The following is a 22,170-nucleotide window of genomic DNA, read 5'->3' on the forward strand; positions in this document are numbered from 1 at the left end:
CGACACAACGTCGACCGATGCCCGTCGCAGGACGATGCATTTGCACGGCAGGCAGGCCTGGCGTCGCGCCATCGTTGCGTTCGCTGGCTTATGCTGCGCAGCCTTGCCGCCGTCGCCGAGTTCGCATGTCTTACGCCATCGTCTGGTTTCGTCGCGATCTGCGTCTGCAGGACAACCCGGCCCTGCGTGCCGCGCTCGATGCCGGGCACGACCCGATTCCGCTCTACATCGACGCACCGCATGAAGAGGGCGAGTGGGCGCCTGGCGCGGCCTCGCGCAGCTGGCGGCATCGCTCGCTGGCGGCGCTGGACGACACGCTGCGTGCGCTGGGGAGCGGCCTGGTCATCCGTGCCGGCGACAGTGCGCAGGTGCTGGATGAGGTCATCGCGCAGACCGGCGCGGTGGCGGTGTACTGGAATCGCAAATACGAACCAGCCACCCAGCCGCGCGATGCGCAGATCAAGCGCAACCTACGTGAGCGCGGCATCGAGGTGCAAAGCTGCAATGCTGCATTGCTGTTCGAACCCTGGCAGTTGTCCACCCAACAGGGCGGCCCGTACAAGGTCTTCACTCCGTTCTGGCGTAACGCGCTCACCCAGTTGCAGTTGCCCGCCGCCGTGCCTGCGCCACGCAGTTTGCCGCCGTTGCCGGCAACGCTGGAGACCGTTGCGCTGGAGTCGCTGGCGTTGCTGCCGCGCTTGGATTGGGACCACGGGTTCTGGGAGCACTGGCAGCCCGGTGAGGCCGGTGCGCATGAAATGCTGGAGATCTTCATCGACGGTGCGCTCGACGGGTATCGCGAAAACCGCGACCGGCCCGACCGCGTCGGTACCTCGCAGCTATCGCCGCATCTGCACTTCGGCGAGATCGCACCGTGGCGGATCGCCAGCACGCTGGAAGCGCAGCGCAACGCGCGCAATGCTGCCGAGATCGATGGCTATATCCGCCAATTGGGCTGGCGCGATTTTTCGTATCACCTGCTGCATCACTTCCCGGACACCACCAACCAGAATCTCAATCCGCGTTTCGAAGGATTCGACTGGGCCAAGGCCGATCCGGTCGCGCTACAGGCCTGGCAACGCGGGCGCACCGGCATTCCCATCGTCGATGCCGGCATGCGTCAGCTCTGGCACACCGGCTGGATGCACAACCGCGTGCGCATGATCGTGGCCAGCTTGCTGTGCAAGCACTTACGCGTGCACTGGCTGGACGGCGCCCGCTGGTTCTGGGACACGCTGGTTGACGCGGACCTGGCCAACAACACCATGGGCTGGCAATGGGTCGCCGGCACCGGTGCCGATGCCGCGCCGTATTTCCGGGTCTTCAACCCAGTGACGCAGGCAGAAAAGTTCGATCCGCAGGCCACCTACATCACCCGCTGGGTGCCCGAGCTCGGCAAGCTGGCAGTGAAGGAACGCTTTGCCCCCTGGCTGCATCCGTTGTCGCTGGCGCGTCTGGCGCCGGAGTATCCGCGCTCGCCCATCATCGGGCTGGCCGAGGGGCGCGATGCGGCCCTGGCGGCGTATGCGAAGACACGTGGGTAGTGCATCTGAGCCGCGTGCGTGGTTGGCTGCGCAAGCGCCGCTGCACACGCTTGCCACATTGATGCACACAACGTCGATACCGCGGATTTGATCAGTGCCTGGTTGGAGTCGCGGTGGTCGTCTTGGAATCCAACTTCTAGAAGATGCGTGAGCTGCACGCAGTCTGGAGTGCAGTCGCTCAACATCCGAAGTTTTCTGCGCTGTTTCTTTGCCCGATGGCTGCGCGCATGCGCGCTGCTGATCGCTTTTCGATACGTTTTGCCGAAAACGTTTTCCTGAATGGTGAGCCAGCCACGTGCCTCCAACGCGCGTTTTCATCATGTGCCAGTCGCGTGGCGCTGTTTATCCTCGCCTCCACGATTGAGTGCCGGACGATCCGGCGATAGGAGAACACCATGTCCTCAGCAGTCACCAAGAGTCTTGCCGTTGCGCTGGCCAGCGCCATCGCGTTGTCCGCCTGCGCGACCGGCGGCTCGTATGTGCAGCGCGACCAATACGGCGACCAGACGCAACAGCAGAACCGGACCGGCCGCAATGCGCTGATCGGTACCGCGATCGGGGTGGCTGCAGGTCTGCTGACTGGCGACAGCGCTACCGAGCGTCGTCAGCACGCCATGGTCGGCGCCGGTATTGGCGCACTCAGCGGTGCGGCCGTGGGCCAGTACCAGGACCGCCAGGAACGCGCGTTGCGCGAGCGCACGGCCAACACCGGTATCGACGTACAGCGCCAGGGCGACAACATCACCTTGAATCTGCCCGACGGCATCACGTTCGACTTCGGCAAGTCTGCATTGAAGCCGCAGTTCTACAGCGCACTCAACGGTGTTGCCTCCACGCTGCGCGAGTACAACCAGACGATGGTAGAAGTGGTGGGCCATACCGATAGTGTCGGCAGCGACGCGGTAAACCAGCGCCTGTCCGAAGAGCGCGCCGGCGCGGTCGCACAATATTTGACCGCACAGGGCGTGCAGCGCGAACGCATGGAGACCATGGGCGCCGGCAAGCGCTACCCGATTGCCGACAACAGCACCGACGCCGGCCGCGCGCAGAATCGTCGGGTCGAGATCCGTCTGATTCCGCTGCGCGCGGAAGGCGCTGCCAGCAATACCGGCATGCGTTGAGCACGAGGCAATGACTTGCGGCGGGTTGATTTGACTAGCCCGTGATGTATCGAAAAACAGGCCGCGAAAGCGGCCTGTTTTTTGCCTTGCGTTTCCATGATCAAAAGCGGCTGATCGGCGTTTGGGCTGCAAGGCCTTGCCGGCCCACCCTCGCGGAACACGCTGCAAGTACGTCCCTGGAAGCTCTGGCGCGGCATCCATGCCGCTCAAGGTCCCGCGATGGTGAGCTGGCAAGGACCTGTCGAGTTAGTCGGTGCGTAGAGGTATCAAAAAAGCAGCAGCTACCTCTCTGGTGCGGTGAGGCCACCACACATTCACTAACTAGGCTTCTGATCTAAAGAGTTCCGGGACCTTTGTTGCTCACCGGCTTGGCGCTACATCGCTTAGATGCAACACGCATTGGCATTCAACCATCGCTCGCAGACGTACCCTCGTCCGCCCGTTGGGGACCTTCTCCCGATGGGAGAAGGATTACTCCACTGAGGGACTGCTTGAATCGGTCTTACGCCGTGGCGTTTTCCAGAATGCGCTTGCCCTCGGCGCGCAGTTCCGCGTCTGCGCCCACTTCGACTTTCGCGTCGTTGTCGGCTTTTTGCGCGGCCAATCGTGCCGGGCATTGCGCCATCATGTAGTCCGCGTCGAAGTTCATCCGCGTTACCAGAAAGTCCACGAACGCACGCACTTTGGGCGACACCAAGCGCCCGCCGGCAAACACTGCGTTGAAGTCCACCTCCGGCCCGGTCCAACCAGCGAGCACGCGGCGCACCAGTCCCGATTGCACGAACGGTTTGGCCATCACATCACCGGTCAGCAGCAAGCCTTCGCCGCACAACACCGCGCCGTTGAGCGCGGCCGGGTCATTGGCCACCATCAGCGGATTGACCGGGAAATCGCGCACGTCGCTGCCGTCGCTGAGCGACCAGAAGAAGCGGTTGTTGTGCACGTTGCGGTTCTTGCGCAACGCCAGCGTGCGATGGAATTGCAGCTCGTCCGGATGCAGCGGCTCGCCATAGCGTTCGATGTAGGACGGGCTGGCGAACACCTGCGTGCGCAGGCTGCCGAGCTTGCGTGCGACCAGGTTCGAATCGGGCAGGGCACCGACGCGCAGCGCCAGATCGGCTTCGCCGCCGATCAGGTCCAGTTTTTCGTTGCCCAGATGCATGTCCAGCTGGATTTCCGGGTATTGCGCGTGGAATTCGCCCAGCAACGGTGCGATCCAGGTAATGCCCAGCGAATACGGCACGGTGAATCGCAGCCAGCCGCGTGGGCCGGACTGCAATTGCCCAACCGCGCTTTCGGCTTCTTCCAGTTCGCGCGCGATGCGCTGGCAATGCTCGTGATACACCGAGCCGGCTTCGGTCAGGCCGATGCGTCGCGTGGTTCGGTGCAGCAGGCGTGCACCCAGGCGCGTTTCCAGTTCCTGCACCTTGCGACTGACAGTGGTCTTGGGCAGGCCAAGCGCATTGGCGGCGGCAATAAAGCTGCCTTGTTCGACCACCTTGACGAAGATGAGGGTGTCGTTGAGATCGTGTGTCATGGGACTGCCTTCCGGGGGTCAGGAGGGATTAGACCGCTTACGGGACGATTATTCCCCTAAATCCGGACTAATCAAGTGCTGCTTTGAGGCCTAGCTTATGCAGCATCCCTTCAACGCAGGAGCACGGCCATGTGGTTGTGCGATGTCTTCGGCTTGTCCTCCAACTCTCGTAGCGCCATTGAAAGCGCCTTCGATCCGGTGGTTTCCCCGGCAAGAAGCCCGCGCGGCAGCGTTTCGCGTGGCTTTGCCGCTTCGCCGAAGCGGCAGGCCGGCGGCGCACCGATGCAGCGGACTGGACTGCAAGCGCGCTGGGTGCAGCGCGGAATTGTCCCGATGTCGGGAGTGAAAGTCCCATGACCGGGATGGTCCAATCCGAAACTGTCGTGCTCGGCGGTGCGGGTAACGTGGGTGCCGGGATCGTCACCGCGCTGCTCGACGCCGGCATGCCAGTGCTGGTGATTGGACGCGATGCTGCCAAGCTCGACGCGCTGCGCGCGCAGCATGGCAATGCGCCGTTACTGGAAACCCTGCAAGGCTCGGTGGCCGATGACGCCTCGGCGCAGGCGCTGGCCGCCGACTTGGCGCAGCGCCCGCGCCCGTTGGGTGCGGTGATCGCCAGCCTGGGTAGCCCGCTGAAGGCCGGGCGCCTGCTGGATCGGCCGGTGACAGCACTGCGTCGGCGCCTGGAGCGCGACGTGCTGCCGCATCTGGCCGCTGCACGGCATCTGTTGCCGCTGCTGGCCGAAGCCGACGGTGGCGGCCGTTATCTGTTGCTGGGCAGCCCGTGCGCGCTCCGCGCTTGGGCGGCGCACGGCGACGTCTCGGTGGCCGCCGCCGCTATCCGCATGCTGGCCCAGGTGCTGCATGAAGAAGCCAAACCGCTGGGCGTGCGCGTGCATCTGCTCTCGGTCGAACAACCGGTGTGTACGCCGGGCCGGGCCAAGGACGCATGCCCGGAATGGATTCGCGCAGTGGACGTCGGCCGCGCTGCCGTCTCGCTCATTACCGGGCCTGGCCAGCCCGGACAACCCATCGTGACCGTCAGCCGTCGTCTTTCTACTGCGCCGTCGGTGGATCGGCTGGCCGGTCTGCATTTGCCCATCCCCACTCGAGAGATCTCTCCATGACCCCGAACGCCACCCCGTTCCGTTTTCCCATGCGTACTGTTCTGACGGGCGCCGTGCTCGCGGTCGTGCTTGCTGCCTGCGGCGGTGGCGCTGCGCAGACCGGCGCGCCGCCACCGCCCAGCGTCAGCGTCGCTCCAGTGCTGATGAAGGAGATCAGCCAGTGGGACGAATTCAGCGGTCGCATCGAGCCGGTGCAAAGCGTCGAGTTGCGTCCACGCGTGTCCGGTTACATCGACCAGGTGAACTACACCGAAGGCGCCGAAGTAAAGAAGGGCGATGTACTGTTCACCATCGACGATCGCAGCTACCGCGCCGATTTCGCCCGTGCCAACGCAGCACTGGTGCGGGCTCGCACGCAGGCTACGCTGGCGCGCAGCGAAGCGGCACGTGCCCGTAAACTTTCCGACCAGCAGGCCATTTCCACCGAGACCTGGGAGCAGCGGCGCGCTGCGGCCGACCAGGCCGATGCCGATCTGCTGGCCGCACAGGCGGCGGTGGACACCGCCAAGCTCAATCTGGACTGGAGCCGCGTGCGCGCGCCCATCGACGGCCGCGCCGGGCGTGCGATGGTCACCGCCGGCAACCTGGTCACCGCCGGCGACAGCGCCAGCGTGCTGACCACGCTGGTGTCGTTGGACAAAGTGTTCGTCTACTTCGACGCCGACGAAGGCACCTTCTTGCGCTACTCGCAGATGGCCCGCAACGGCGAGCGTCCGGACGAACGCGGCGGCGAATTGCCGGTGCGCATCGGCCTGGTCGGCGAGCAAGGTTTTCCGCACGCCGGGCGCGTGGATTTCCTGGATAACCAGGTGACCCGCAGCACCGGCACCATCCGCGTGCGTGCGGTGCTCGACAACGCGCAGCGGCAGTTCACTCCGGGCCTGTATGCGCACGTGCAGTTGCTGGGCAGCGGCCAGTTCAAGGCCATGCTGGTCGACGAAAAAGCCGTGCTGACCGACCAGGACCGCAAGTACGTGTACGTGGTCGACAAGGATGGCAAGGCGCAGCGACGCGATGTAGAGCTCGGTCGCAGTGCCGACGGGCTGCGCATCGTGCGCAAGGGTCTGGCCGCCGGCGACCGTGTCGTGGTCGACGGTGTGCAGAAGATCTTCATGCCCGGCATGCCGGTCGATGCCAAGGCCGTGGCCATGGCGCCGGCGGCGGACAAACGTACCGCCTCGAACTGATCCATCGCTGCATCGCGCTTTCGACCCCCGGCCTGATGACCAGGCCGGCCCGGGGCCGCTGTGCCGCGCCGCCACCCGGCGGCAACCTCTTTCAGGACCACCCCAATGGACTTTTCCCGTTTTTTCATCGACCGGCCGATCTTTGCCGCGGTGCTGTCGATCATCATCTTCGCGGCCGGCCTGATCGCCATGCCGCTGTTGCCCATCAGCGAATACCCCGAAGTGGTACCGCCGAGCGTGCAGGTGCGCGCGGTGTATCCGGGCGCCAACCCCAAGGTCATTGCCGAGACCGTCGCCACGCCGCTTGAGGAGGCGATCAACGGCGTCGAAAACATGATGTACATGAAGTCGGTTGCCGGCTCCGATGGCGTGCTGATGGTCACCGTGACCTTCAAGCCGGGCACCGATCCGGACCAGGCGCAGGTGCAGGTGCAGAACCGCGTCAGCCAGGCGCAGGCGCGCCTGCCCGAAGACGTGCGCCGCCAGGGTGTGACCACGCAGAAGCAATCGCCGACGCTGACCATGGTGGTGCATCTGACCTCGCCCAAGGGCAAGTACGACTCGCTGTACCTGAGCAACTACGCCACCTTGAAGGTCAAGGACGAGTTGTCGCGCCTGCCGGGCGTGGGCCAGATCCGGGTGTTCGGTGCCGGCGATTACGCCATGCGCATCTGGCTGAATCCGGACAAGGTGGCTGCGCGCGGGCTCACCGCCAGCGACGTGGTTGCCGCCATTCGCGAGCAGAACGTGCAGGTCTCTGCCGGCCAGCTCGGTGCCGAACCGATGCCCAACAAGAGCGATTTCCTGCTGTCGATCAATGCGCAGGGCCGCCTCACCACCGAAGAAGAATTCGGCAACATCGTCATCCGCAGCGGCAATAGCGGCGAGATCGTGCGGTTGAGCGACGTGGCGCGTCTGGAACTGGGCGCCGGCAACTACACCTTGCGCTCGCAGCTGGACAACCAGAACGCGGTGGGCATGGGTGTGTTCCAGTCGCCCGGCGCCAATGCGATCGAATTGTCCGACGCCGTGCGCGCCAAGATGGCCGAGCTGGAAAAGCAGTTCCCGCAGGACATGGCCTGGTCGGCTGCCTATGACCCCACCGTGTTCGTGCGCGACTCGATCAGCGCCGTGGTGCACACGCTGCTGGAGGCGGTGCTGTTGGTGGTGCTGGTGGTGATCCTGTTCCTGCAGACCTGGCGTGCCTCGATCATTCCGTTGCTGGCGGTGCCGGTGTCGGTGGTCGGTACGTTCGCCGCGCTGTATCTGCTGGGGTTCTCGATCAACACCTTGAGCCTGTTCGGCCTGGTGCTGGCGATCGGCATCGTGGTCGACGATGCGATCGTGGTGGTGGAAAACGTCGAGCGCAACATCGAGGAAGGGCTCACCCCGCTGGCGGCCGCGCACCAGGCGATGCGCGAGGTGTCCGGGCCGATCATCGCCATCGCGCTGGTGCTGTGCGCGGTGTTCGTGCCGATGGCGTTCCTGTCGGGCGTGACCGGCCAGTTCTACAAGCAGTTTGCAGTGACCATCGCCATCTCCACGGTGATCTCGGCGATCAATTCGCTGACCTTGTCGCCGGCACTGGCGGCCATGCTGCTCAAGGCGCACGACGCGCCCAAGGATGGCCCGTCGCGGCTGATCGACCGTCTGTTCGGCTGGTTGTTCCGTCCGTTCAACCGCTTCTTCAACAGCAGCTCGCACAAGTACCAGGGTGCGGTGTCGCGGACGTTGAGCAAGCGCGGTGCGGTGTTCATGGTGTACCTGCTGCTGCTGGTGGGCGCCGGTTTCATGTTCAAAGTCGTACCGGGCGGTTTCATTCCGACCCAGGACAAGCTGTATCTGATTGCCGGTACCAAACTGCCGGAAGGCGCCTCGCTGGAGCGTACCAATGAGGTGATCCGCCAGATCAGCCAGATCGCGATGCAGACCGAAGGCGTGGATCACACGATCGCGTTCCCCGGGTTGAATCCGCTGCAGTTCACCAACACGCCCAACACCGGCACGGTGTTCATCACGCTCAAGCCGTTCAGTCAGCGCACCCGTAGCGCTGTGCAGATCAATGCCGAGCTCAACGCGCGTATCAGCCAGATCCAGCAGGGCTTTGCGTTCGCCTTCATGCCACCGCCGATTCTGGGCCTGGGGCAGGGCTCGGGCTACTCGCTGTATATCCAGGACCGTGCCGGTCTGGGCTATGGTCAGTTGCAGAGCGCGGTGAATGCGATGTCCGGTGCGATTTCGCAAACGCCGGGCATGCAGTTCCCGATCGGCACCTACCAGGCCAATGTGCCGCAGCTCGATGCCAAGGTCGATCGCGACAAGGCCAAGGCGCAAGGCGTGCCGTTGACCAATCTGTTCGACACGCTGCAGACCTACCTGGGTTCGTCGTACATCAACGACTTCAATCGCTTCGGTCGCACCTATCAGGTGATCGCCCAGGCCGATGGAGAGTTCCGCGATAGCGTCGAAGACATCGCCAACCTGCGTACCCGCAATGCCAACGGCGACATGGTGCCGATCGGCAGCATGGTCACGCTGGGGCAGACCTACGGCCCGGATCCGGTGATTCGTTACAACGGCTACCCGGCCGCCGATCTGATCGGTGAAGCGGACCCGCGCGTGCTCTCGTCCACCGAGGCGATGCACACGCTGGCCGGCATGGCACCCAAAGTGTTGCCCAATGGCATGAACATCGAATGGACCGACCTGAGCTATCAGCAGTCCACGCAGGGCAACTCGGCGCTGATCGTGTTTCCGATGGCGGTGTTGCTGGCGTTCCTGGTGCTGGCCGCGCTGTACGAAAGCTGGACCCTGCCGCTGGCGGTCATCCTGATCGTGCCGATGACCTTGCTGTCTGCGCTGTTCGGTGTGTGGCTCACCGGCGGCGACAACAATGTGTTCGTCCAGGTAGGCCTGGTGGTGCTGATGGGGCTGGCGTGCAAGAACGCGATCCTGATCGTTGAATTTGCCCGCGAGCTGGAGATGCACGGCAAGGGCATTGTCGAAGCTGCGCTGGAGGCCTGCCGCCTGCGTCTGCGCCCGATCGTGATGACGTCCATCGCCTTCATCGCCGGCACCGTGCCGCTGGTGTTCGGCCATGGCGCAGGCGCCGAGGTGCGCTCGGTCACCGGTATCACCGTGTTCGCCGGCATGCTAGGCGTGACCTTGTTCGGCCTGTTCCTGACCCCTGTGTTCTACGTGGCGCTGCGCAAGTGGGTGACCCGTCGCGGGCCTGCTGCTCCGGCTGCCGTTTCGCATGACGCCGTCAAGGCGTAAGCCAAACACTTCCCCCAATTGAAGAGGATTCACCACATGAGCAACACCAAGATCGCACTGGTCACCGGCGCCACCCGCGGCATCGGCCTGGAGACCGTTCGGCAACTGGCCCAGGCCGGCGTGCATACGCTGCTGGCCGGGCGCAAGCGCGACGATGCCGTCGCCGCCGCACTCAAGCTGCAGGCCGAAGGCCTGCCGGTGGAAGCCATCCAGCTCGACGTCAACGACGACATCAGCATCGCCGCCGCGGTCGGCACGGTGGAACAGCGTCACGGCCACCTGGACATCCTGATCAACAACGCCGGCATCATGATCGAGGACATGCAGCGCACGCCGTCGCAGCAGAGCCTGGAGGTGTGGAAGCGCACCTTCGATACCAACCTGTTCGCGGTCGTCAGCGTCACCAAGGCATTCCTGCCGCTGCTGCGTCGCTCGCTGGCCGCGCGCATCGTCAATGTCTCCAGCATGCTCGGCTCGCTGACCCTGCATACCCAGCCGGGCTCGCCGATCTACGACTTCAAGATTCCCGCCTACGACGCCTCCAAGAGCGCGGTCAACAGCTGGACGGTGCATTTGGCCCATGAGTTGCGCGACACCGCAATCAAGGTCAATACCGTGCATCCGGGCTACGTCAAAACCGACATGAACGGCGGCGGCGGCGAGATCGAGGTGGAGCAGGGCGCACACAGCAGCGTGCAGATGGCATTGATCGATGCGCATGGCCCCACCGGCAGCTTTACCCACCTGGGAGAAACCTTGCCATGGTAAGGACATTGCTTGGCGCGGCGCTGGCCGCACTGGTGCTCAGCGGTTGCGCAGTGGGGCCGGATTACCGGCCCGACCCGCCTGCCTCGGTCACGCTGCAGGGCGCGCAGGACGCGTCGTTCAGCGCCGAATCCCCGGTCGGCAACTGGTGGTCGCAGTTCGACGACCCGGTGCTGGAACAACTGGTGCGCGATGCGCTGTTCGCCAACCACGATCTGCGCATCGCAGTGTCGCGGGTGAAGCAGGCACGTGCGGTGTTCGTGGAGCGTCGTCTGGATCAGGCCCCGCACATCACCGCGCAGAGCAGCTTCGATCGACGCGAACAGCAGCAGGTGATTGCCGGCAATCAGCGCTTCCTGACCGAGCAGACCACGCTGGGCCTGGATGCGGCCTGGGAGCTGGATCTGTTCGGCCGTCAGCGCCGCGCCTCGGAAGCGGCTCGCGCCGATCTGGACGCCGAGCAGGCCAACCTGCAGGACGTGCAGGTCACGGTGGCGGCCGAAGTGGCGCGCAATTACTTCGAATTGCGTGGCACGCAGAAGCAGCTCGACGTTTCCAAGCGTACCCTGACCAATCTGCGCGACACCCAGAAGCTGACGCAGACGCGTTGGGACCTGGGGGCCGGCAGCGAACTGGATGTGCAGAGCAGCCTGGCGCGGTTGAAGGCCATCGAAGCGGATATTCCGTTACTGGAAACCGCCGAGGCGCAGTACCGGCATCGGCTTGCCGTATTGCTCGGTCAACAGCCGAATGCGCTGGACGCCACCCTGGTCGCGCGCAGCATGCCGGCGTTTGCGCGTCCGTTGCCGCTGGGCGATACGGCCGGATTGCTGCGCCAGCGCCCGGACGTGCGTAGCGCCGAACGCCGTCTGGCGGCGGCCACCGCGCAGGTTGGCGTGGCCATGGCCGATCTGTTCCCGCGCATCAGCGTCAGCGGCTTTGTCGGCTTTCTGTCCGGCGACGCGGCCAGGTTGACCCAGGGCAACGCAAAGGCCTGGTCGATCACCCCCTCGATCAGCTGGGCTGCGTTCGACTTCGGCACCGTGCGTGCACGTCTGCGTGCCAGCAAGGCGCAGGCCGATGGTGCATTGGCGCAGTACCAGCAAGCGGTCTTGCTGGCGCTGGAAGACACCGAAAACGCCTTGATCGGTTATGGGCGTCAGCAGGCGCGCCTGGCGATCGTGGTGGACCAGGCCAATGCCGCACGGCGTGCCGAGCAGCTGGCGCAGATCCGCTACCGCGAGGGTTCGGAGGACTTCCTGACCTTGCTGGATGCACAGCGCACCCAGCTGGCGGCAGACGATGCGTTGGCGCGGGCCGAAGCGGCGGTCAATGTCGGCGTTGTTGGTGTGTACAAGGCGCTGGGCGGTTGGAAGCAGGGTGAAGCGCCTGCCGCACCGGTGGCTGTGGTCGGTCGTTGAACGATGACGGGGCGGCTCTTGGGCCGCCCCGTCCGATAGAAGCTCATCATATTCGATGTTGCGATCTAACCAGTCAGCCAGTCGGCAGCGCTGCGCTCACTCGGCAACCCGCACGCTGTCGCGCCCGCTGTTCTTGGCCAGATACAGTGCCGCATCGGCCCGCGAAAACCAGTCCTGCCAATGGGTCTCGCCATCGTGGCGCGCGGCTCCCAGCGACACCGTGATACGCCCGCCCGGACCACGCAAGCCATTGCGAATCACCTTGCGCAAACGCTCGGTGGCCGCTTCCAGTTCCGCGAGCGAACCTGCGCGCAGTAGCACCACGAACTCTTCGCCGCCAAACCGGAACACTTGATGCGGCTCGCGTACTTCGTAGCGCAGGATGGTCGCCAGATCCGACAGCGCCGCGTCGCCTGCGGCATGCCCGTACAGATCGTTGACCTCCTTGAAATGATCCAGGTCCAGGATGATCAGGCTATTGAGTCGCTCCTGCGGTTGGCGCTGATCGATCTGATGGGTCAGCGCGCGTTCGAGCATGCGTCGGTTTGGCAAACCGGTCAGCGCATCCAGTGAGGCCAGCTCTTCCAGGTGCACGCGGTCGTCCTGCATGCGTAGCGAGAACGAATACCCCACCGCCAGCGTCACCAACGTTACTACCACCGTCGACACGCCCTGGCCGGGGCTCACGATCAAGCCGGGCAAGAATAGCAAGGCGGCCATCAGTGGCAGGCTGAGCAACACTGCACGCTGCGGCCCGCACAGAAAATAATTGGTGGCTAGCACCGGGAACAGCCAGGGCAGGGCGCCATCGCCGCCTGTCCAGCAGGCCACCAGACAGCCGGCGACGTTGATCGATGCCAACCAGACCCCGCCAGCGCCGGTGCGGTCGGCTGCCCGCATCTGCCAGCCACGCCAGATCGCCAGCACGCCTAGCGCTGCGGTAATGAGGCACGCAATCGCCTGGCCGGTCATGGCCAGATACACCGCATAGAGGCAAAGCAACAGCGCGGTGATTGGCCCAAGCATCTTGACGATGCCAAGGCGGAAATCCCGCCGCAGGTGGAGGATCACAGGGAAGGTTCTGTCGGAGTCGGCATCATTATCGGCGGGCTTGCGCGAAAGTTGAGCATGCAAGTGCCGATGTAATGGGTAGGAAAATGAAGCGTTGCGTGGCCAGGCATCGCACATCCTTGACGGCCTTGCCGCAACCGTATCGGCTTTGATATCGGAGCCTGTTATGCCTACCCGTGAAGAGCTCGAGACGCGTCTGGATGCATTGCAGGACGAGCTGCCGCAGTTGTCTTCCGATGAAGACGCAGATTTTGACTATCTGGATTTTCAGGCGCGCGCCGAATCGGTACTGCGCAGCGCTGAACCCGAAGATGCAGCCTACGTACGTGCCCGCGTCGACGGCATGCTGGCGGGTGCCGGCCTCATTCCTGCCGACCAGGATGGGCGCGCTTGCCGGTGACATCGCGACGCTCGACGCCTGCCGAGGCCCGTTTCGTGAGCACGATGAACGCCGCTTTTGGCGCGTTGTTTCCGGCCGCGTTCTCGACAGCGCGCGGCACTCAGCGAGCGGCTTGGCCCAGGCGATGGCTCTCGGATATTAGCGCCAGTGCATGGTGCTTGAGTCGCAGCGCACCCGGCCGCCTCTCGTGCCTGGCGGACCGTCCAATAACGCGCAACGGCATCTATCGAGGTTTGCTAGGGGCAGATGCCTTCAGGACTCGTGCTCCAACCCTGCATCGGTCGCCTCCGCAGCGCTGATCACCTGATTGCGCCCGGCTTGCTTGGCCCGGTACAGCGCCTCGTCGGCGCGCCGCAGCAGTTGCGCGGCGTTGCCCGCGTGTTCGGGGAAGCTGGCGGCGCCAAACGAGGCGGTGATCTTCGGCAGCGACACGCCATCGGCCATCACCTGCAAGGACTCGATCCCGGCGCGCAACTTCTCCGCCATCTTGCGTGCAGTAGTCAGGTCCACTTCGGGCAGGATGATCGTCAGTTCTTCGCCACCGTAGCGGCAGCAGATATCTTCGCCGCGGGTTTGCGTCAGCAACAGTTCGCCGATGGCCGCCAGCACCCGGTCACCGCCGCTGTGCCCATGCAGATCGTTGAACCGCTTGAAGTGGTCGACATCCAGCATCAGCACCGACAACGGCTGCACCCGACGCGTGCAGCGCGCCAGTTCGTGATTGAGCGCCTCTTCCAGATAGCGGCGGTTGTACAGGCCGGTGAGCGGGTCGCGTATCGATTGCTGACGCAATGTTTCGCGCAGGCGCAGGCTATGCAGCACCAGTGAGAGTTGCTCCGCCGCCGCTTCGGCGACGGTCAATGCACTGAGGCCGCCGGGCTGGTCGCTGCGCAGCGCCAGCATGCCCAGCTGCGTGCCTTGTGCCGACAACGGAATGCACACCGTGCTGGCATGCGTCGGAAGATTGGCGCCGGTATGGCGACATAGCATGCCCTGGCTCGCATCTTCCACCACGTGCGTGCGGTCGCGGCGCAGCGCCCAGCAGGTATCGGGCGCGATGCTGGCGCTGTCTTCGCCGGCCATCGTGCCCCAGGCCACCACCTGCTCAGCGCGATCGCGCGATGCCCGAAGCAGATACACCGCACCGGCGGCACCGGGAATCAGCGGCGCAATGGTGCGTGCGGTAATTTCCAGTGCTTCTTCGGCGTCGCGGCAGTTTTGCAGCAGCCCCGAGTAACGTGCCAAGGCTTCCAGTCCCGCAGAGGTGCGTTCCAGCGTTGCAAACGACTCGACCAGCTGCTCGCTGGTGTGGCTGGCCTCGTCCTCGGCACGCACGCGGCGTTGCAGCTCGCGCGCCAACAAGCGATAAGCCAACAGCATCACCAGCAGCCCGCTGACGATGCCGATCACGGTCATCCGCAGCACCCACTGCGCACTCAGTGCGTTGGCCTGCGTCCGTTTCACCAGCTCATGACGTTCCAGCTCGGTCATGGTTTGCACCTGGCGCCGCAACGTCGAGGAGGTCTGGAACACGCCACGCGCAATCGACCCGCGCGCGCCATCCAGGCCATGGGTGCGATAGCTGTGCAGCAGATCGTTGATCTGCACCAGCCGCGTGTCCACCAGCCGGTTGAGCACCAGGACATTGCGCCCCTGCACCGGATTGTCTTGCACCAGCGCCTCCAGCCGCACAATGCGGTCGGGCAGGCGTCCGATTGCATCGGCGTACACGCCCAAAAACGCCTCGTTGTCGGTCAACACGTAGCCACGCACCGACGACTCCGCCGACAGCAGGCCGGCCTGGATTTCGTCAATGCCCGCGAGCACTTCCTGCGTATGCGTCACCCAGCCCGCATCGGCCAGCGAGCGCTGCGTGGTGAAGTAGCCGCCGATGCCGATCAGCACAAAGATGGCTCCGCCTAGCAGCAAGGCCCACGCTGCATGACGTTTTGCTTGTTTGGTCAACACCGTGTTCCCCAACCCCGATGGTCTGGCTGAGGTCGATGCAAGCGGCGTGCCTCAACGGTCCAGTCAGCTGGCAGCCGGGGTCAGGCTCGCCGTGATGATGGTGCGGCGGTATGCTCACGATGCACCGTAGAGCCGAGCACAGTTTGGTCATTTTTCTCGGAAGTTATCAGCTGATCTGCCACGCCGCCCGAAGCCGTGGCACCGACGCGACCTGGAGCGCGGATTGGCGCATCGAACAGATCGGCATGGGCAGGAAAAGGGGCGAACTCGCCGGCGCCACCCTTGCGCGCACGTTTCCCGATGACCGTAGCGCCATGTCCGCCGCGCGCAGCGCCGGCATGGTGACCCTGGAAGTCATGCACGCCGAAGCGCAACGGCAACTCGACTACAGCTGAGTCGAATGCGGGTTTTTTGCCGGCAGCGCGCACTCAGCTCGCGGCCAGCCGCCACGCCAGCCGGGCAATCCCGCCAAGAGTCAGCCAGCGCGTCGCGCGTTGTGCATGCCCTGAATCGGGTAGGGCTTGCCCAACTATGCCCAACCCGTATCCAGCAGCGTCGCGCTGGCACGCGGTTTGCTTTTCATGCATCAGGAGCGCTGGGGAGCGCAGTGGGACCACAGGCAATGGATGAACCCAACAAGAGTGCCCTGGTGCTGCTGCAGCAGGAAGCCACCGAGCTGCTCGCACTGTTCGACCAACTTCGCGGTGACCTCCCGACGGCCAGCAGGCGTGATAGCGCAACCTGCGCGTCGATCGCCGCCACGGCCGAACCGACCACCTGCGTCACTAACTGACGCTGCCGGTGGTGGTGAGCACTGACACGCACGCGCGAGTTGTTCGCTGCCGCATCGCCCATGAAAAAGGCCGGGAACCTCTTGCGAGAATTCCCGGCCTTAGTCGGTCGTCTTAGGACCGTTGTGTGGTGGAGGTGGGCGGAATCGAACCGCCGTCCGGAAGCACTCCATCCCCGGCACTACATGCTTATCCCTCCGTTAGATCTCATCCCCAGGCAGCACGGCGGGCAAAGCGCACCTGGAAACCAGCCTGCTTGATTTAGCCGGTAGCTGACAGGCAGCCACCACCGGCGGTTCCGTGATAATGACCCTACATCTACGAGCACGGGCACAAGTAGTTTCGGGGGTTCGCCTTAGGCGGCTGTAGAACTACAACTAAAGCCAATTAAGCGGCGATAGCGAAGTCCGAACCGTAGTTGTCGTCGTTGGCAACTAAAAGTTTGCTGCTGGATTAACGAGGAAAGCTGCCCCCTCGGCATGCGCCAAGCGACTTCGCGACCCCCGTCGAAACCAGTGCACCCCCGGGGAAAGCATCAAACGCTGACGGGGTCAGTGTAGGGATCGGCGCGCCCTGTCACAAGTGGTGAGATGGACAGCGCTTACAGTGGCTTCAGTCCTGTACCGGACCGAACAGTCTGTAAACGAAGGAGCGAAGCGATGGCGACAGGCAAGCCCCCACGTCCACGTTCGACACGCGCAGCACCGCGTGCCGCCGCTGCAACTGCCAAGCAGCCGGCACGGCAGCAACCAGAGCGTGCGCCTAAGTCGGGCGCGCAAGCCGCCGCCGCAGCCCGTGTGCAGGGCAAGGCGCGCACCGTGATCTACATCCATGGCATCGGCAACAAGCCGCCTGCCGAGGTCTTGCGTTGCCAGTGGGACAAGGCGTTGTTCGGGCGTCCGATGGGCGAGCGCACCCGGCTGGCGTACTGGGTCAATCGCGAGCGGTATCCAGTGGCCGAGCCAGGCAATTGCGACGGGCGCGATGTGGGGCCGGCACTCAACCAAAGCGTGCAGCGCGCATTGACCACGCTCGGCCTGGTACCAGGCGGACAGGACCTGCACGTGCTCGCCGATGCGTTGGCACAGAGCGATCAGGAGCGGGCCGACCTGCATCGCTTGCTCGACGAACTGGAAGCTGCGAGCGCACCCGGCAGCGTGCAGGCAAAGGGCCCGATCGATGCGATCAACCGTGTGCTGCTGCGGCTGATTTCTGCGGCGCTGCTGCAGGACGTGCACGACCTGTTCTTCGTGCCCGAGCGCGCGGCATTGATGCGCGACAGCCTGACGCAGCGGCTGCGTGCAGGGGGCGGGCCGTTCGTGGTGGTCGCCCATAGCCAGGGCTCGATGATCGCCTACGACGTGCTGCGCCAGCTTGAGGCGGCCGACTGCGAGGTCACGCTGTTCCTGACCCTGGGGTCGCCGCTCGGGCTGCCGCAGGTACGCAGCATGTTCAAACGCTGGACCGGCACCCGCAAGTTGCCGTTCCCGGCGTGCGTGCAGCAGTGGATCAACGTGGCCGAGACGCGCGACCCGATCGCGCTGGACGCCGATCCCACCGACGACATCGCCAACGCGAAGGGGCGTTTCGAGAACATTGCCGGTGCGCGGATCAATCCCGACTGGCAGCACAACGCGCATTCGGGCTCAGGCTATCTGTCGATCCCGCAGGTCCGCGCAGCGGTGCGTCATGCGGTGGGAGTGGGCTTCGATCAGCCGGTGTCCAATGCGGTGTTGATCAAGGACCTCAGCGAGCAGCTCGAAGCACACGGTCCCGAGCACCGGCATGAAGTGCTGATCGAACTGGATCGGCGGCTTGCGGGCAACGATCCGGCCGGTGTGCGGGCAGCGCTGGTGCGCCATCTGCGCCAGGTCGCTGCGCGCAGCACCGGCCTGGAAGGCGATGCGCTGGATGAGGCGATCGAACTGGAAGATGGATTGCAGCGTTTCGTGTCGGCACGGTTGACCCGCTTCGAAATCGAATCATTGCAGAGTCGCTACCGCGCGCTGGGGTTTCGCAGGGTGTGGCGCGATGCCGGCAAGCGCGCGTTGATTCACATCTCCGGTAACGTGCTGCATGCCGATGCAGCGCGCAATGCCTATCGGGCGCGCGGTCAGCAGATCGGCTGGGCGGTGCTGGATACCGGCATCGCCGCCAGCCACCCGCATTTCTTTGTCAAAGGCCAGCGCGACAACGTGGTGGCGCAATGGGATTGCACCCGGCGCGGTGCGCCCAGGCAATTGACGCGCGCCGATGGCGATGCGTTTGCCCGGCTCGATCGGCACGGCCACGGCACGCATATCGCCGGGATCATCGCCGGCCACTGCCAGGCGACGCTGCCGGATGCGCAAGGCAAGCCGGGCGCGCCATTGGAATTTGCCGGCATGGCGCCGGACGCGCAGCTGTATGGCTTCAAGGTGCTGGACGACGCTGGCGATGGACGCGACTCGTGGATGATCAAGGCCGTGCAGCAGGTGGCTGCGATCAACGAGCGCGCAGGCGAGCTGGTCATCCATGGGGTGAACCTGAGCCTGGGCGGCTATTTCGATCCGGAAAGCTATGGCTGCGGCTTTACCCCGCTCTGCAACGAGCTGCGGCGGCTATGGCGGCAGGGCGTGCTGGTGGTGGTGGCTGCCGGCAACGAAGGGTTGGCCTGGTTGATGGGCAAGGACGGGGATGCCTATCCGGCCAACATGGATCTGTCGATCAGCGACCCGGGCAATCTGGAAGAGGCCATCGTGGTCGGCTCGGTGCACAAGAGCAGCCCGCACAATTACGGCGTGTCGTATTTTTCCTCGCGCGGTCCGACCGCCGACGGCCGCGGCAAGCCCGACGTGGTGGCGCCGGGCGAAAAGATCGTCTCGGCGTATTACGACTTCGACCCGAAAGATCCGGCCAGCCTGATGGTGGAAATGAGTGGCACCAGCATGGCTGCGCCACATGTCTCAGGCGTGCTGGCCGGCTTTTTGTCGGCACGCCGCGAGTTCATCGGCTTCCCGGACCGGGTCAAGCAATTGATGCTCGACACCTGCACCGATCTGGAACGCGACCGCTACGTGCAGGGCAGGGGAGTGCCGAATTTGATGCGCATGCTTGGAGCGACGTGATTCGGGAATCGGGAATCGGGAATCGGGAATCGTAAAAGCTTGGCTGGTCGGGCGGTGCTGCGTCCAGCTGACAACAACTCAGTTCAAGCAGCCCTGCCTTTGCGATTCTCCAATCCGATTCCCGATTCTCCGCCCTCACGCATCCCGATTATGCCGCCGCATCACGCGCTGCTTGTCGCGCTGCCAGTCGCGGTCCTTGGCGGCGTCGCGCTTGTCGTGGTTCTGTTTGCCCTTGGCGAGCGCAATTTCCAGTTTGACCTTGTTGCTGCTCCAGTACAGCGCGGTGGGCACCAGGGTGTAGCCCTCGCGCTCCACGCGGGTGAGCACCTTGTCGATCTCGGCCCGGTGCAGCAGCAGCTTGCGGTCGCGACGTTCCACCGGCACGGTGTGGGTGGAGGCCTGGATCAGCGGGGTGATTTGCGCGCCGATCAGGTAGATCTCGCCGGAGCGCACATATGCGTAGCCGTCGACGATGTTGGCGCGGCCGGCGCGGATCGCCTTGATCTCCCAGCCCTGCAGCGCCAGACCGGCTTCGTAGCGCTCTTCCAGGTGGTATTCGTGGCGCGCACGCTTGTTCAGCGCGATGGTTTTCGTGGCCTTCGCGCCGTTTGCTTTATCCTTGGATGGTTTCTTGCTCATGACGCCATTGTCGCCGATTCGGTGTCGTCAAACGATCTTCCGTCTTTCACAAGTTAGCGAATGCCTACCATCCGTCGCAGCGCCCTGGTCGAACACAGTGCCTCCCGCATGTTCGATCTGGTCAATGATGTCGCCGCCTATCCGCGCCGCTTCGGCTGGTGCGACGCTGCCCATGTGCTGGAGCAGGACGATGCGCATATCGTGGCGCGCCTGGATCTGGGGCTGGGTTCGTTCCGCACCTGGTTCACCACCGAAAACATGCTCGAGCGGCCCGAACGCATCGTGATGCATCTGCGCGATGGTCCGTTCAAGCGCCTGGAAGGCCTGTGGGAGTTTCAATCGCTGGGCGAGAACGCGTGCAAGGTCAGCCTGACCCTTGAGGTGGAAACCAGCTCGCGCTTGCTGGGGCCGGCATTGGCGCTGGGCTTCCAGGGCCTGGCCGACCGCATGGTCAACGACTTCGTGCGGGTTGCCGATCGCGGCGACGTGTGACCGTGCAGGTCGAAGTCGTCCTGGCCTGGTCGGATCGCTACAACGCGGTGATGCTGGATCTTCCAGACGGTGCCACCGCCGCCGAGGCGGCAGCTGCATCCGGCCTCTGTCGGGAGCACCCGCCCGCAGCGTTGGCCATCCATGGGGTCGTGGCGCGTCCCAATCAGGTGCTGCGCGCCGGCGACCGCGTCGAGCTGCTCAGGCCGCTGCTGCTGGATCCGAAAGAAGCGCGTCGTCGTCGGGCTGCACCTGGGAAGAAGGCACGCCCCGGCAGATAATGGCGCGGCGTGGTTGCACTGGTCGGGCGCAGCGTTGGCGAGCGAACTCATCGGGTGGGGCGCCGTTGTGGCTGCTGCGTCGTGTTATTCGACGTCGCGCTGCGCTGGCTGCTGCAGATGCAGCGATACCAACCTGAGAACGCCCGACGTGATTTCGAGGAAATCTTGCTTCGCGCTGACTCGAGCGGCTACGGCGCATGGCGGTGGCCGTAAAAGCAACGCCAGGGACGTCTGCGCGACCAGCCACTCATTCGCTCTGCCGAGGCAGGGGGGATGTGTGGCAATCGGCAAACCGAAGGAGAGCGCTCCAGCGAAGACGGTCAAGCAAAAAGCCGGCACAACGGCCGGCTTTCGAATGCTTTCGCAATCAGACGATCATCTGATCACTGGCTGACCGCATCAGCGACCGCGCTGCTTTTTCTTGTCGCGCGCCAGGTTGCGGCCGAACTGCTTGGGGGCCGACTTCGCCAATTGCTCGTCCTGCGACGGGAAGTAGTCGCCTTCCCAGCGTGCCACCTGATCGTTCTCGAAGAACACGGTGAAATTCTTGACTTCGGTGCGCGCCAAACGGTCCACACGTTGGGTGGACGTGTAGTCCCAACGCTGCGCATGGAACGGGTCTGGAATCGACGGAGTACCCAGCAACGCGCTGACTTGCTGCTTGCTCTGGCCTACCTGCAGTTGCTCCACGGCATTCTGTTTGATCAGATTGCCCTGGTAGATCGGCTGCTTGTAGATGATGCCGCAGCCAGCGGTGGAAAGAGCAACGGCGGCGACCAGCAGGAGATTGCGCATCGGGGAATAAGTGCTGAGGAAATCACGCCGATGATACACTCCCGCCGGTCGCCGCGACCCGTTTGATGGCAGCTGGCGCTAAATCGCCAATGAACGGAGAACATATGGAAACCCACGACCTGCGCAAAGTCGGGCTCAAGGTGACCCATCCGCGGATGCGGATCCTGGAATTGCTGGAACAGAAAAGCAACCAGCACCACCTCAGCGCAGAAGACATCTATCGGCAGCTGCTCGACCACGGCGACGAAATCGGTCTGGCAACGGTCTACCGCGTGCTGACCCAGTTCGAGGCCGCCGGTCTGGTGCTCAAGCACAATTTTGAAGGTGGTCAGGCCGTATACGAGCTGGACCGCGGCGGCCACCACGACCACATGGTCGATGTGGATACCGGCCACGTCATCGAATTCGAAAGCGAAGAGATCGAGGCGCTGCAGCGTCAGATCGCCGCCAAGCACGGCTATGAACTGGAAGAGCATTCGCTGGTGCTGTACGTGCGCAAGAAGCGTCCGCGCTGAGTTGGGTGTCTGCAGAGATGTGACGACAGGGCGGCTTCGGCCGCCTTGTGCGTTCTGGGGCGTGTTGGTGGGTTTGCTGCAGGCCCATGCCCCCATCCGCCCTTCGGCATCTTCCCCCGCAGGCGGGGGAGGGGCT

20 protein-coding genes and 1 other RNA gene are annotated in these 22,170 nt (G+C 64.3%); 15 read left to right on the forward strand and 6 right to left on the reverse strand.

All coding sequences use genetic code 11. The features are described from left to right. Nucleotides 1-125 precede the first annotated feature (125 nt). Entirely contained in the window at nucleotides 126-1,544 is a 1,419-nt protein-coding gene (locus BJD12_RS20830; RefSeq protein ID WP_005988359.1) for a cryptochrome/photolyase family protein, read from the forward strand. A 395-nt stretch (nucleotides 1,545-1,939) separates the two neighbouring features. Next, a complete protein-coding gene (locus BJD12_RS20840; protein ID WP_005988361.1) occupies nucleotides 1,940-2,665 on the forward strand; it encodes a YiaD family glycine zipper/OmpA-like lipoprotein in 726 nt (241 codons plus the stop codon). Between the two features lie 502 nt (nucleotides 2,666-3,167). Here BJD12_RS20840 and BJD12_RS20845 read toward each other — a convergent pair. Further along, nucleotides 3,168-4,202: an XC_2801 family transcriptional regulator gene (locus BJD12_RS20845; protein WP_005988363.1), complete on the reverse strand. Its 1,035-nt coding sequence runs from the start codon at nucleotides 4,200-4,202 to the stop codon at nucleotides 3,168-3,170. 129 nt (nucleotides 4,203-4,331) lie between these two features. Here BJD12_RS20845 and BJD12_RS20850 point away from each other — a divergent pair, with 129 nt between their 5' ends. From BJD12_RS20850 to BJD12_RS20875, 6 genes are all read left to right on the forward strand, one after another. Next, the gene (locus BJD12_RS20850; protein ID WP_074059460.1) at nucleotides 4,332-4,559 is read left to right on the forward strand and encodes a hypothetical protein; all 228 of its coding nucleotides are present in this window, start codon (nucleotides 4,332-4,334) and stop codon (nucleotides 4,557-4,559) included. Beyond that, nucleotides 4,556-5,329 (forward strand): SDR family NAD(P)-dependent oxidoreductase, encoded by a 774-nt coding sequence (locus tag BJD12_RS20855; RefSeq protein ID WP_005988365.1) that lies wholly within the window; start codon nucleotides 4,556-4,558, stop codon nucleotides 5,327-5,329. Before BJD12_RS20850 ends, BJD12_RS20855 begins: the two co-directional genes overlap by 4 nt. Then, a complete protein-coding gene (locus BJD12_RS20860; protein ID WP_005988367.1) occupies nucleotides 5,326-6,516 on the forward strand; it encodes an efflux RND transporter periplasmic adaptor subunit in 1,191 nt (396 codons plus the stop codon). The genes BJD12_RS20855 and BJD12_RS20860 overlap by 4 nt, the downstream gene beginning before the upstream one ends. Nucleotides 6,517-6,621: 105 nt before the next feature. Further along, nucleotides 6,622-9,792, forward strand: a complete 3,171-nt coding sequence (locus BJD12_RS20865; RefSeq protein ID WP_005988369.1) for an efflux RND transporter permease subunit — start codon at nucleotides 6,622-6,624, stop codon at nucleotides 9,790-9,792. A 36-nt stretch (nucleotides 9,793-9,828) separates the two neighbouring features. Continuing rightward, a complete protein-coding gene (locus tag BJD12_RS20870) occupies nucleotides 9,829-10,560 on the forward strand; it encodes an SDR family oxidoreductase (RefSeq protein WP_005988370.1) in 732 nt (243 codons plus the stop codon). Then, on the forward strand, nucleotides 10,554-11,978 hold the full coding sequence (locus BJD12_RS20875; RefSeq protein ID WP_039428983.1) for an efflux transporter outer membrane subunit: 1,425 nt from the start codon (nucleotides 10,554-10,556) through the stop codon (nucleotides 11,976-11,978). The genes BJD12_RS20870 and BJD12_RS20875 overlap by 7 nt, the downstream gene beginning before the upstream one ends. A 96-nt stretch (nucleotides 11,979-12,074) precedes the next feature. Here the strand turns inward: BJD12_RS20875 and BJD12_RS20880 are convergent, their stop codons facing one another. Beyond that, a complete protein-coding gene (locus BJD12_RS20880) occupies nucleotides 12,075-13,049 on the reverse strand; it encodes a GGDEF domain-containing protein (RefSeq protein WP_005988374.1) in 975 nt (324 codons plus the stop codon). A 94-nt stretch (nucleotides 13,050-13,143) separates the two neighbouring features. Between BJD12_RS20880 and BJD12_RS20885 the strand changes: the two genes are divergently transcribed. After that, on the forward strand, nucleotides 13,144-13,449 hold the full coding sequence (locus BJD12_RS20885) for a hypothetical protein (protein ID WP_039425543.1): 306 nt from the start codon (nucleotides 13,144-13,146) through the stop codon (nucleotides 13,447-13,449). 252 nt (nucleotides 13,450-13,701) lie between these two features. On the opposite strand, the gene BJD12_RS20890 is transcribed toward BJD12_RS20885, so the two are convergent. After that, a complete protein-coding gene (locus BJD12_RS20890; protein ID WP_005988377.1) occupies nucleotides 13,702-15,417 on the reverse strand; it encodes a sensor domain-containing diguanylate cyclase in 1,716 nt (571 codons plus the stop codon). A gap of 110 nt (nucleotides 15,418-15,527) precedes the next feature. Here BJD12_RS20890 and BJD12_RS20895 point away from each other — a divergent pair, with 110 nt between their 5' ends. Together BJD12_RS20895 and BJD12_RS24395 are read left to right on the forward strand one after the other, a co-directional pair. Next, the gene (locus BJD12_RS20895; protein ID WP_005988379.1) at nucleotides 15,528-15,812 is read left to right on the forward strand and encodes a hypothetical protein; all 285 of its coding nucleotides are present in this window, start codon (nucleotides 15,528-15,530) and stop codon (nucleotides 15,810-15,812) included. Between the two features lie 227 nt (nucleotides 15,813-16,039). Beyond that, entirely contained in the window at nucleotides 16,040-16,210 is a 171-nt protein-coding gene (locus tag BJD12_RS24395) for a hypothetical protein (protein WP_005988380.1), read from the forward strand. Nucleotides 16,211-16,336: 126 nt separating this feature from the next. Here BJD12_RS24395 and ssrA read toward each other — a convergent pair. Beyond that, nucleotides 16,337-16,733: a transfer-messenger RNA gene (ssrA, locus tag BJD12_RS20900) on the reverse strand. Between the two features lie 134 nt (nucleotides 16,734-16,867). Between ssrA and BJD12_RS20905 the strand changes: the two genes are divergently transcribed. After that, nucleotides 16,868-19,315, forward strand: coding sequence for a S8 family peptidase (locus BJD12_RS20905; RefSeq protein WP_039425547.1), 2,448 nt, complete (start codon nucleotides 16,868-16,870; stop codon nucleotides 19,313-19,315). Nucleotides 19,316-19,450: 135 nt separating this feature from the next. On the opposite strand, the gene smpB is transcribed toward BJD12_RS20905, so the two are convergent. Next, complete coding sequence (smpB, locus tag BJD12_RS20910; RefSeq protein ID WP_005988385.1) at nucleotides 19,451-19,954, reverse strand: SsrA-binding protein SmpB; 504 nt, start codon at nucleotides 19,952-19,954, stop codon at nucleotides 19,451-19,453. A 60-nt stretch (nucleotides 19,955-20,014) separates the two neighbouring features. Here smpB and BJD12_RS20915 point away from each other — a divergent pair, with 60 nt between their 5' ends. Both BJD12_RS20915 and BJD12_RS20920 read left to right on the forward strand, forming a co-directional pair. Further along, a complete protein-coding gene (locus tag BJD12_RS20915) occupies nucleotides 20,015-20,446 on the forward strand; it encodes a type II toxin-antitoxin system RatA family toxin (protein WP_005988387.1) in 432 nt (143 codons plus the stop codon). A gap of 2 nt (nucleotides 20,447-20,448) precedes the next feature. Next, nucleotides 20,449-20,724: an RnfH family protein gene (locus BJD12_RS20920; protein ID WP_039425552.1), complete on the forward strand. Its 276-nt coding sequence runs from the start codon at nucleotides 20,449-20,451 to the stop codon at nucleotides 20,722-20,724. A gap of 399 nt (nucleotides 20,725-21,123) precedes the next feature. Here BJD12_RS20920 and BJD12_RS20925 read toward each other — a convergent pair whose 3' ends face one another. Further along, nucleotides 21,124-21,519: an outer membrane protein assembly factor BamE gene (locus tag BJD12_RS20925; RefSeq protein WP_005988391.1), complete on the reverse strand. Its 396-nt coding sequence runs from the start codon at nucleotides 21,517-21,519 to the stop codon at nucleotides 21,124-21,126. A 104-nt stretch (nucleotides 21,520-21,623) separates the two neighbouring features. Here BJD12_RS20925 and fur point away from each other — a divergent pair, with 104 nt between their 5' ends. Then, a complete protein-coding gene (gene fur, locus BJD12_RS20930; protein WP_005988392.1) occupies nucleotides 21,624-22,034 on the forward strand; it encodes a ferric iron uptake transcriptional regulator in 411 nt (136 codons plus the stop codon). The last annotated feature ends 136 nt before the right edge of the window (nucleotides 22,035-22,170 follow it).

The sequence above is a fragment of the Xanthomonas vesicatoria ATCC 35937 genome (assembly GCF_001908725.1).
Classification (GTDB): domain Bacteria; phylum Pseudomonadota; class Gammaproteobacteria; order Xanthomonadales; family Xanthomonadaceae; genus Xanthomonas; species Xanthomonas vesicatoria.

Bases quoted from the DNA above. Each gene is read 5' to 3' on its own strand.
- BJD12_RS20830 (WP_005988359.1), top strand. From the start codon at position 126: ATGTCTTACGCCATCGTCTGGTTTCGTCGCGATCTGCGTCTGCAGGAC.
- BJD12_RS20840 (WP_005988361.1), top strand. From the start codon at position 1,940: ATGTCCTCAGCAGTCACCAAGAGTCTTGCCGTTGCGCTGGCCAGCGCC.
- BJD12_RS20845 (WP_005988363.1), bottom strand. From the start codon at position 4,202: ATGACACACGATCTCAACGACACCCTCATCTTCGTCAAGGTGGTCGAA.
- BJD12_RS20850 (WP_074059460.1), top strand. From the start codon at position 4,332: ATGTGGTTGTGCGATGTCTTCGGCTTGTCCTCCAACTCTCGTAGCGCC.
- BJD12_RS20855 (WP_005988365.1), top strand. From the start codon at position 4,556: ATGACCGGGATGGTCCAATCCGAAACTGTCGTGCTCGGCGGTGCGGGT.
- BJD12_RS20860 (WP_005988367.1), top strand. From the start codon at position 5,326: ATGACCCCGAACGCCACCCCGTTCCGTTTTCCCATGCGTACTGTTCTG.
- BJD12_RS20865 (WP_005988369.1), top strand. From the start codon at position 6,622: ATGGACTTTTCCCGTTTTTTCATCGACCGGCCGATCTTTGCCGCGGTG.
- BJD12_RS20870 (WP_005988370.1), top strand. From the start codon at position 9,829: ATGAGCAACACCAAGATCGCACTGGTCACCGGCGCCACCCGCGGCATC.
- BJD12_RS20875 (WP_039428983.1), top strand. From the start codon at position 10,554: ATGGTAAGGACATTGCTTGGCGCGGCGCTGGCCGCACTGGTGCTCAGC.
- BJD12_RS20895 (WP_005988379.1), top strand. From the start codon at position 15,528: ATGCTCACGATGCACCGTAGAGCCGAGCACAGTTTGGTCATTTTTCTC.
- BJD12_RS24395 (WP_005988380.1), top strand. From the start codon at position 16,040: ATGGATGAACCCAACAAGAGTGCCCTGGTGCTGCTGCAGCAGGAAGCC.
- BJD12_RS20905 (WP_039425547.1), top strand. From the start codon at position 16,868: ATGGCGACAGGCAAGCCCCCACGTCCACGTTCGACACGCGCAGCACCG.
- smpB (WP_005988385.1), bottom strand. From the start codon at position 19,954: ATGAGCAAGAAACCATCCAAGGATAAAGCAAACGGCGCGAAGGCCACG.
- BJD12_RS20915 (WP_005988387.1), top strand. From the start codon at position 20,015: ATGCCTACCATCCGTCGCAGCGCCCTGGTCGAACACAGTGCCTCCCGC.
- BJD12_RS20925 (WP_005988391.1), bottom strand. From the start codon at position 21,519: ATGCGCAATCTCCTGCTGGTCGCCGCCGTTGCTCTTTCCACCGCTGGC.
- fur (WP_005988392.1), top strand. From the start codon at position 21,624: ATGGAAACCCACGACCTGCGCAAAGTCGGGCTCAAGGTGACCCATCCG.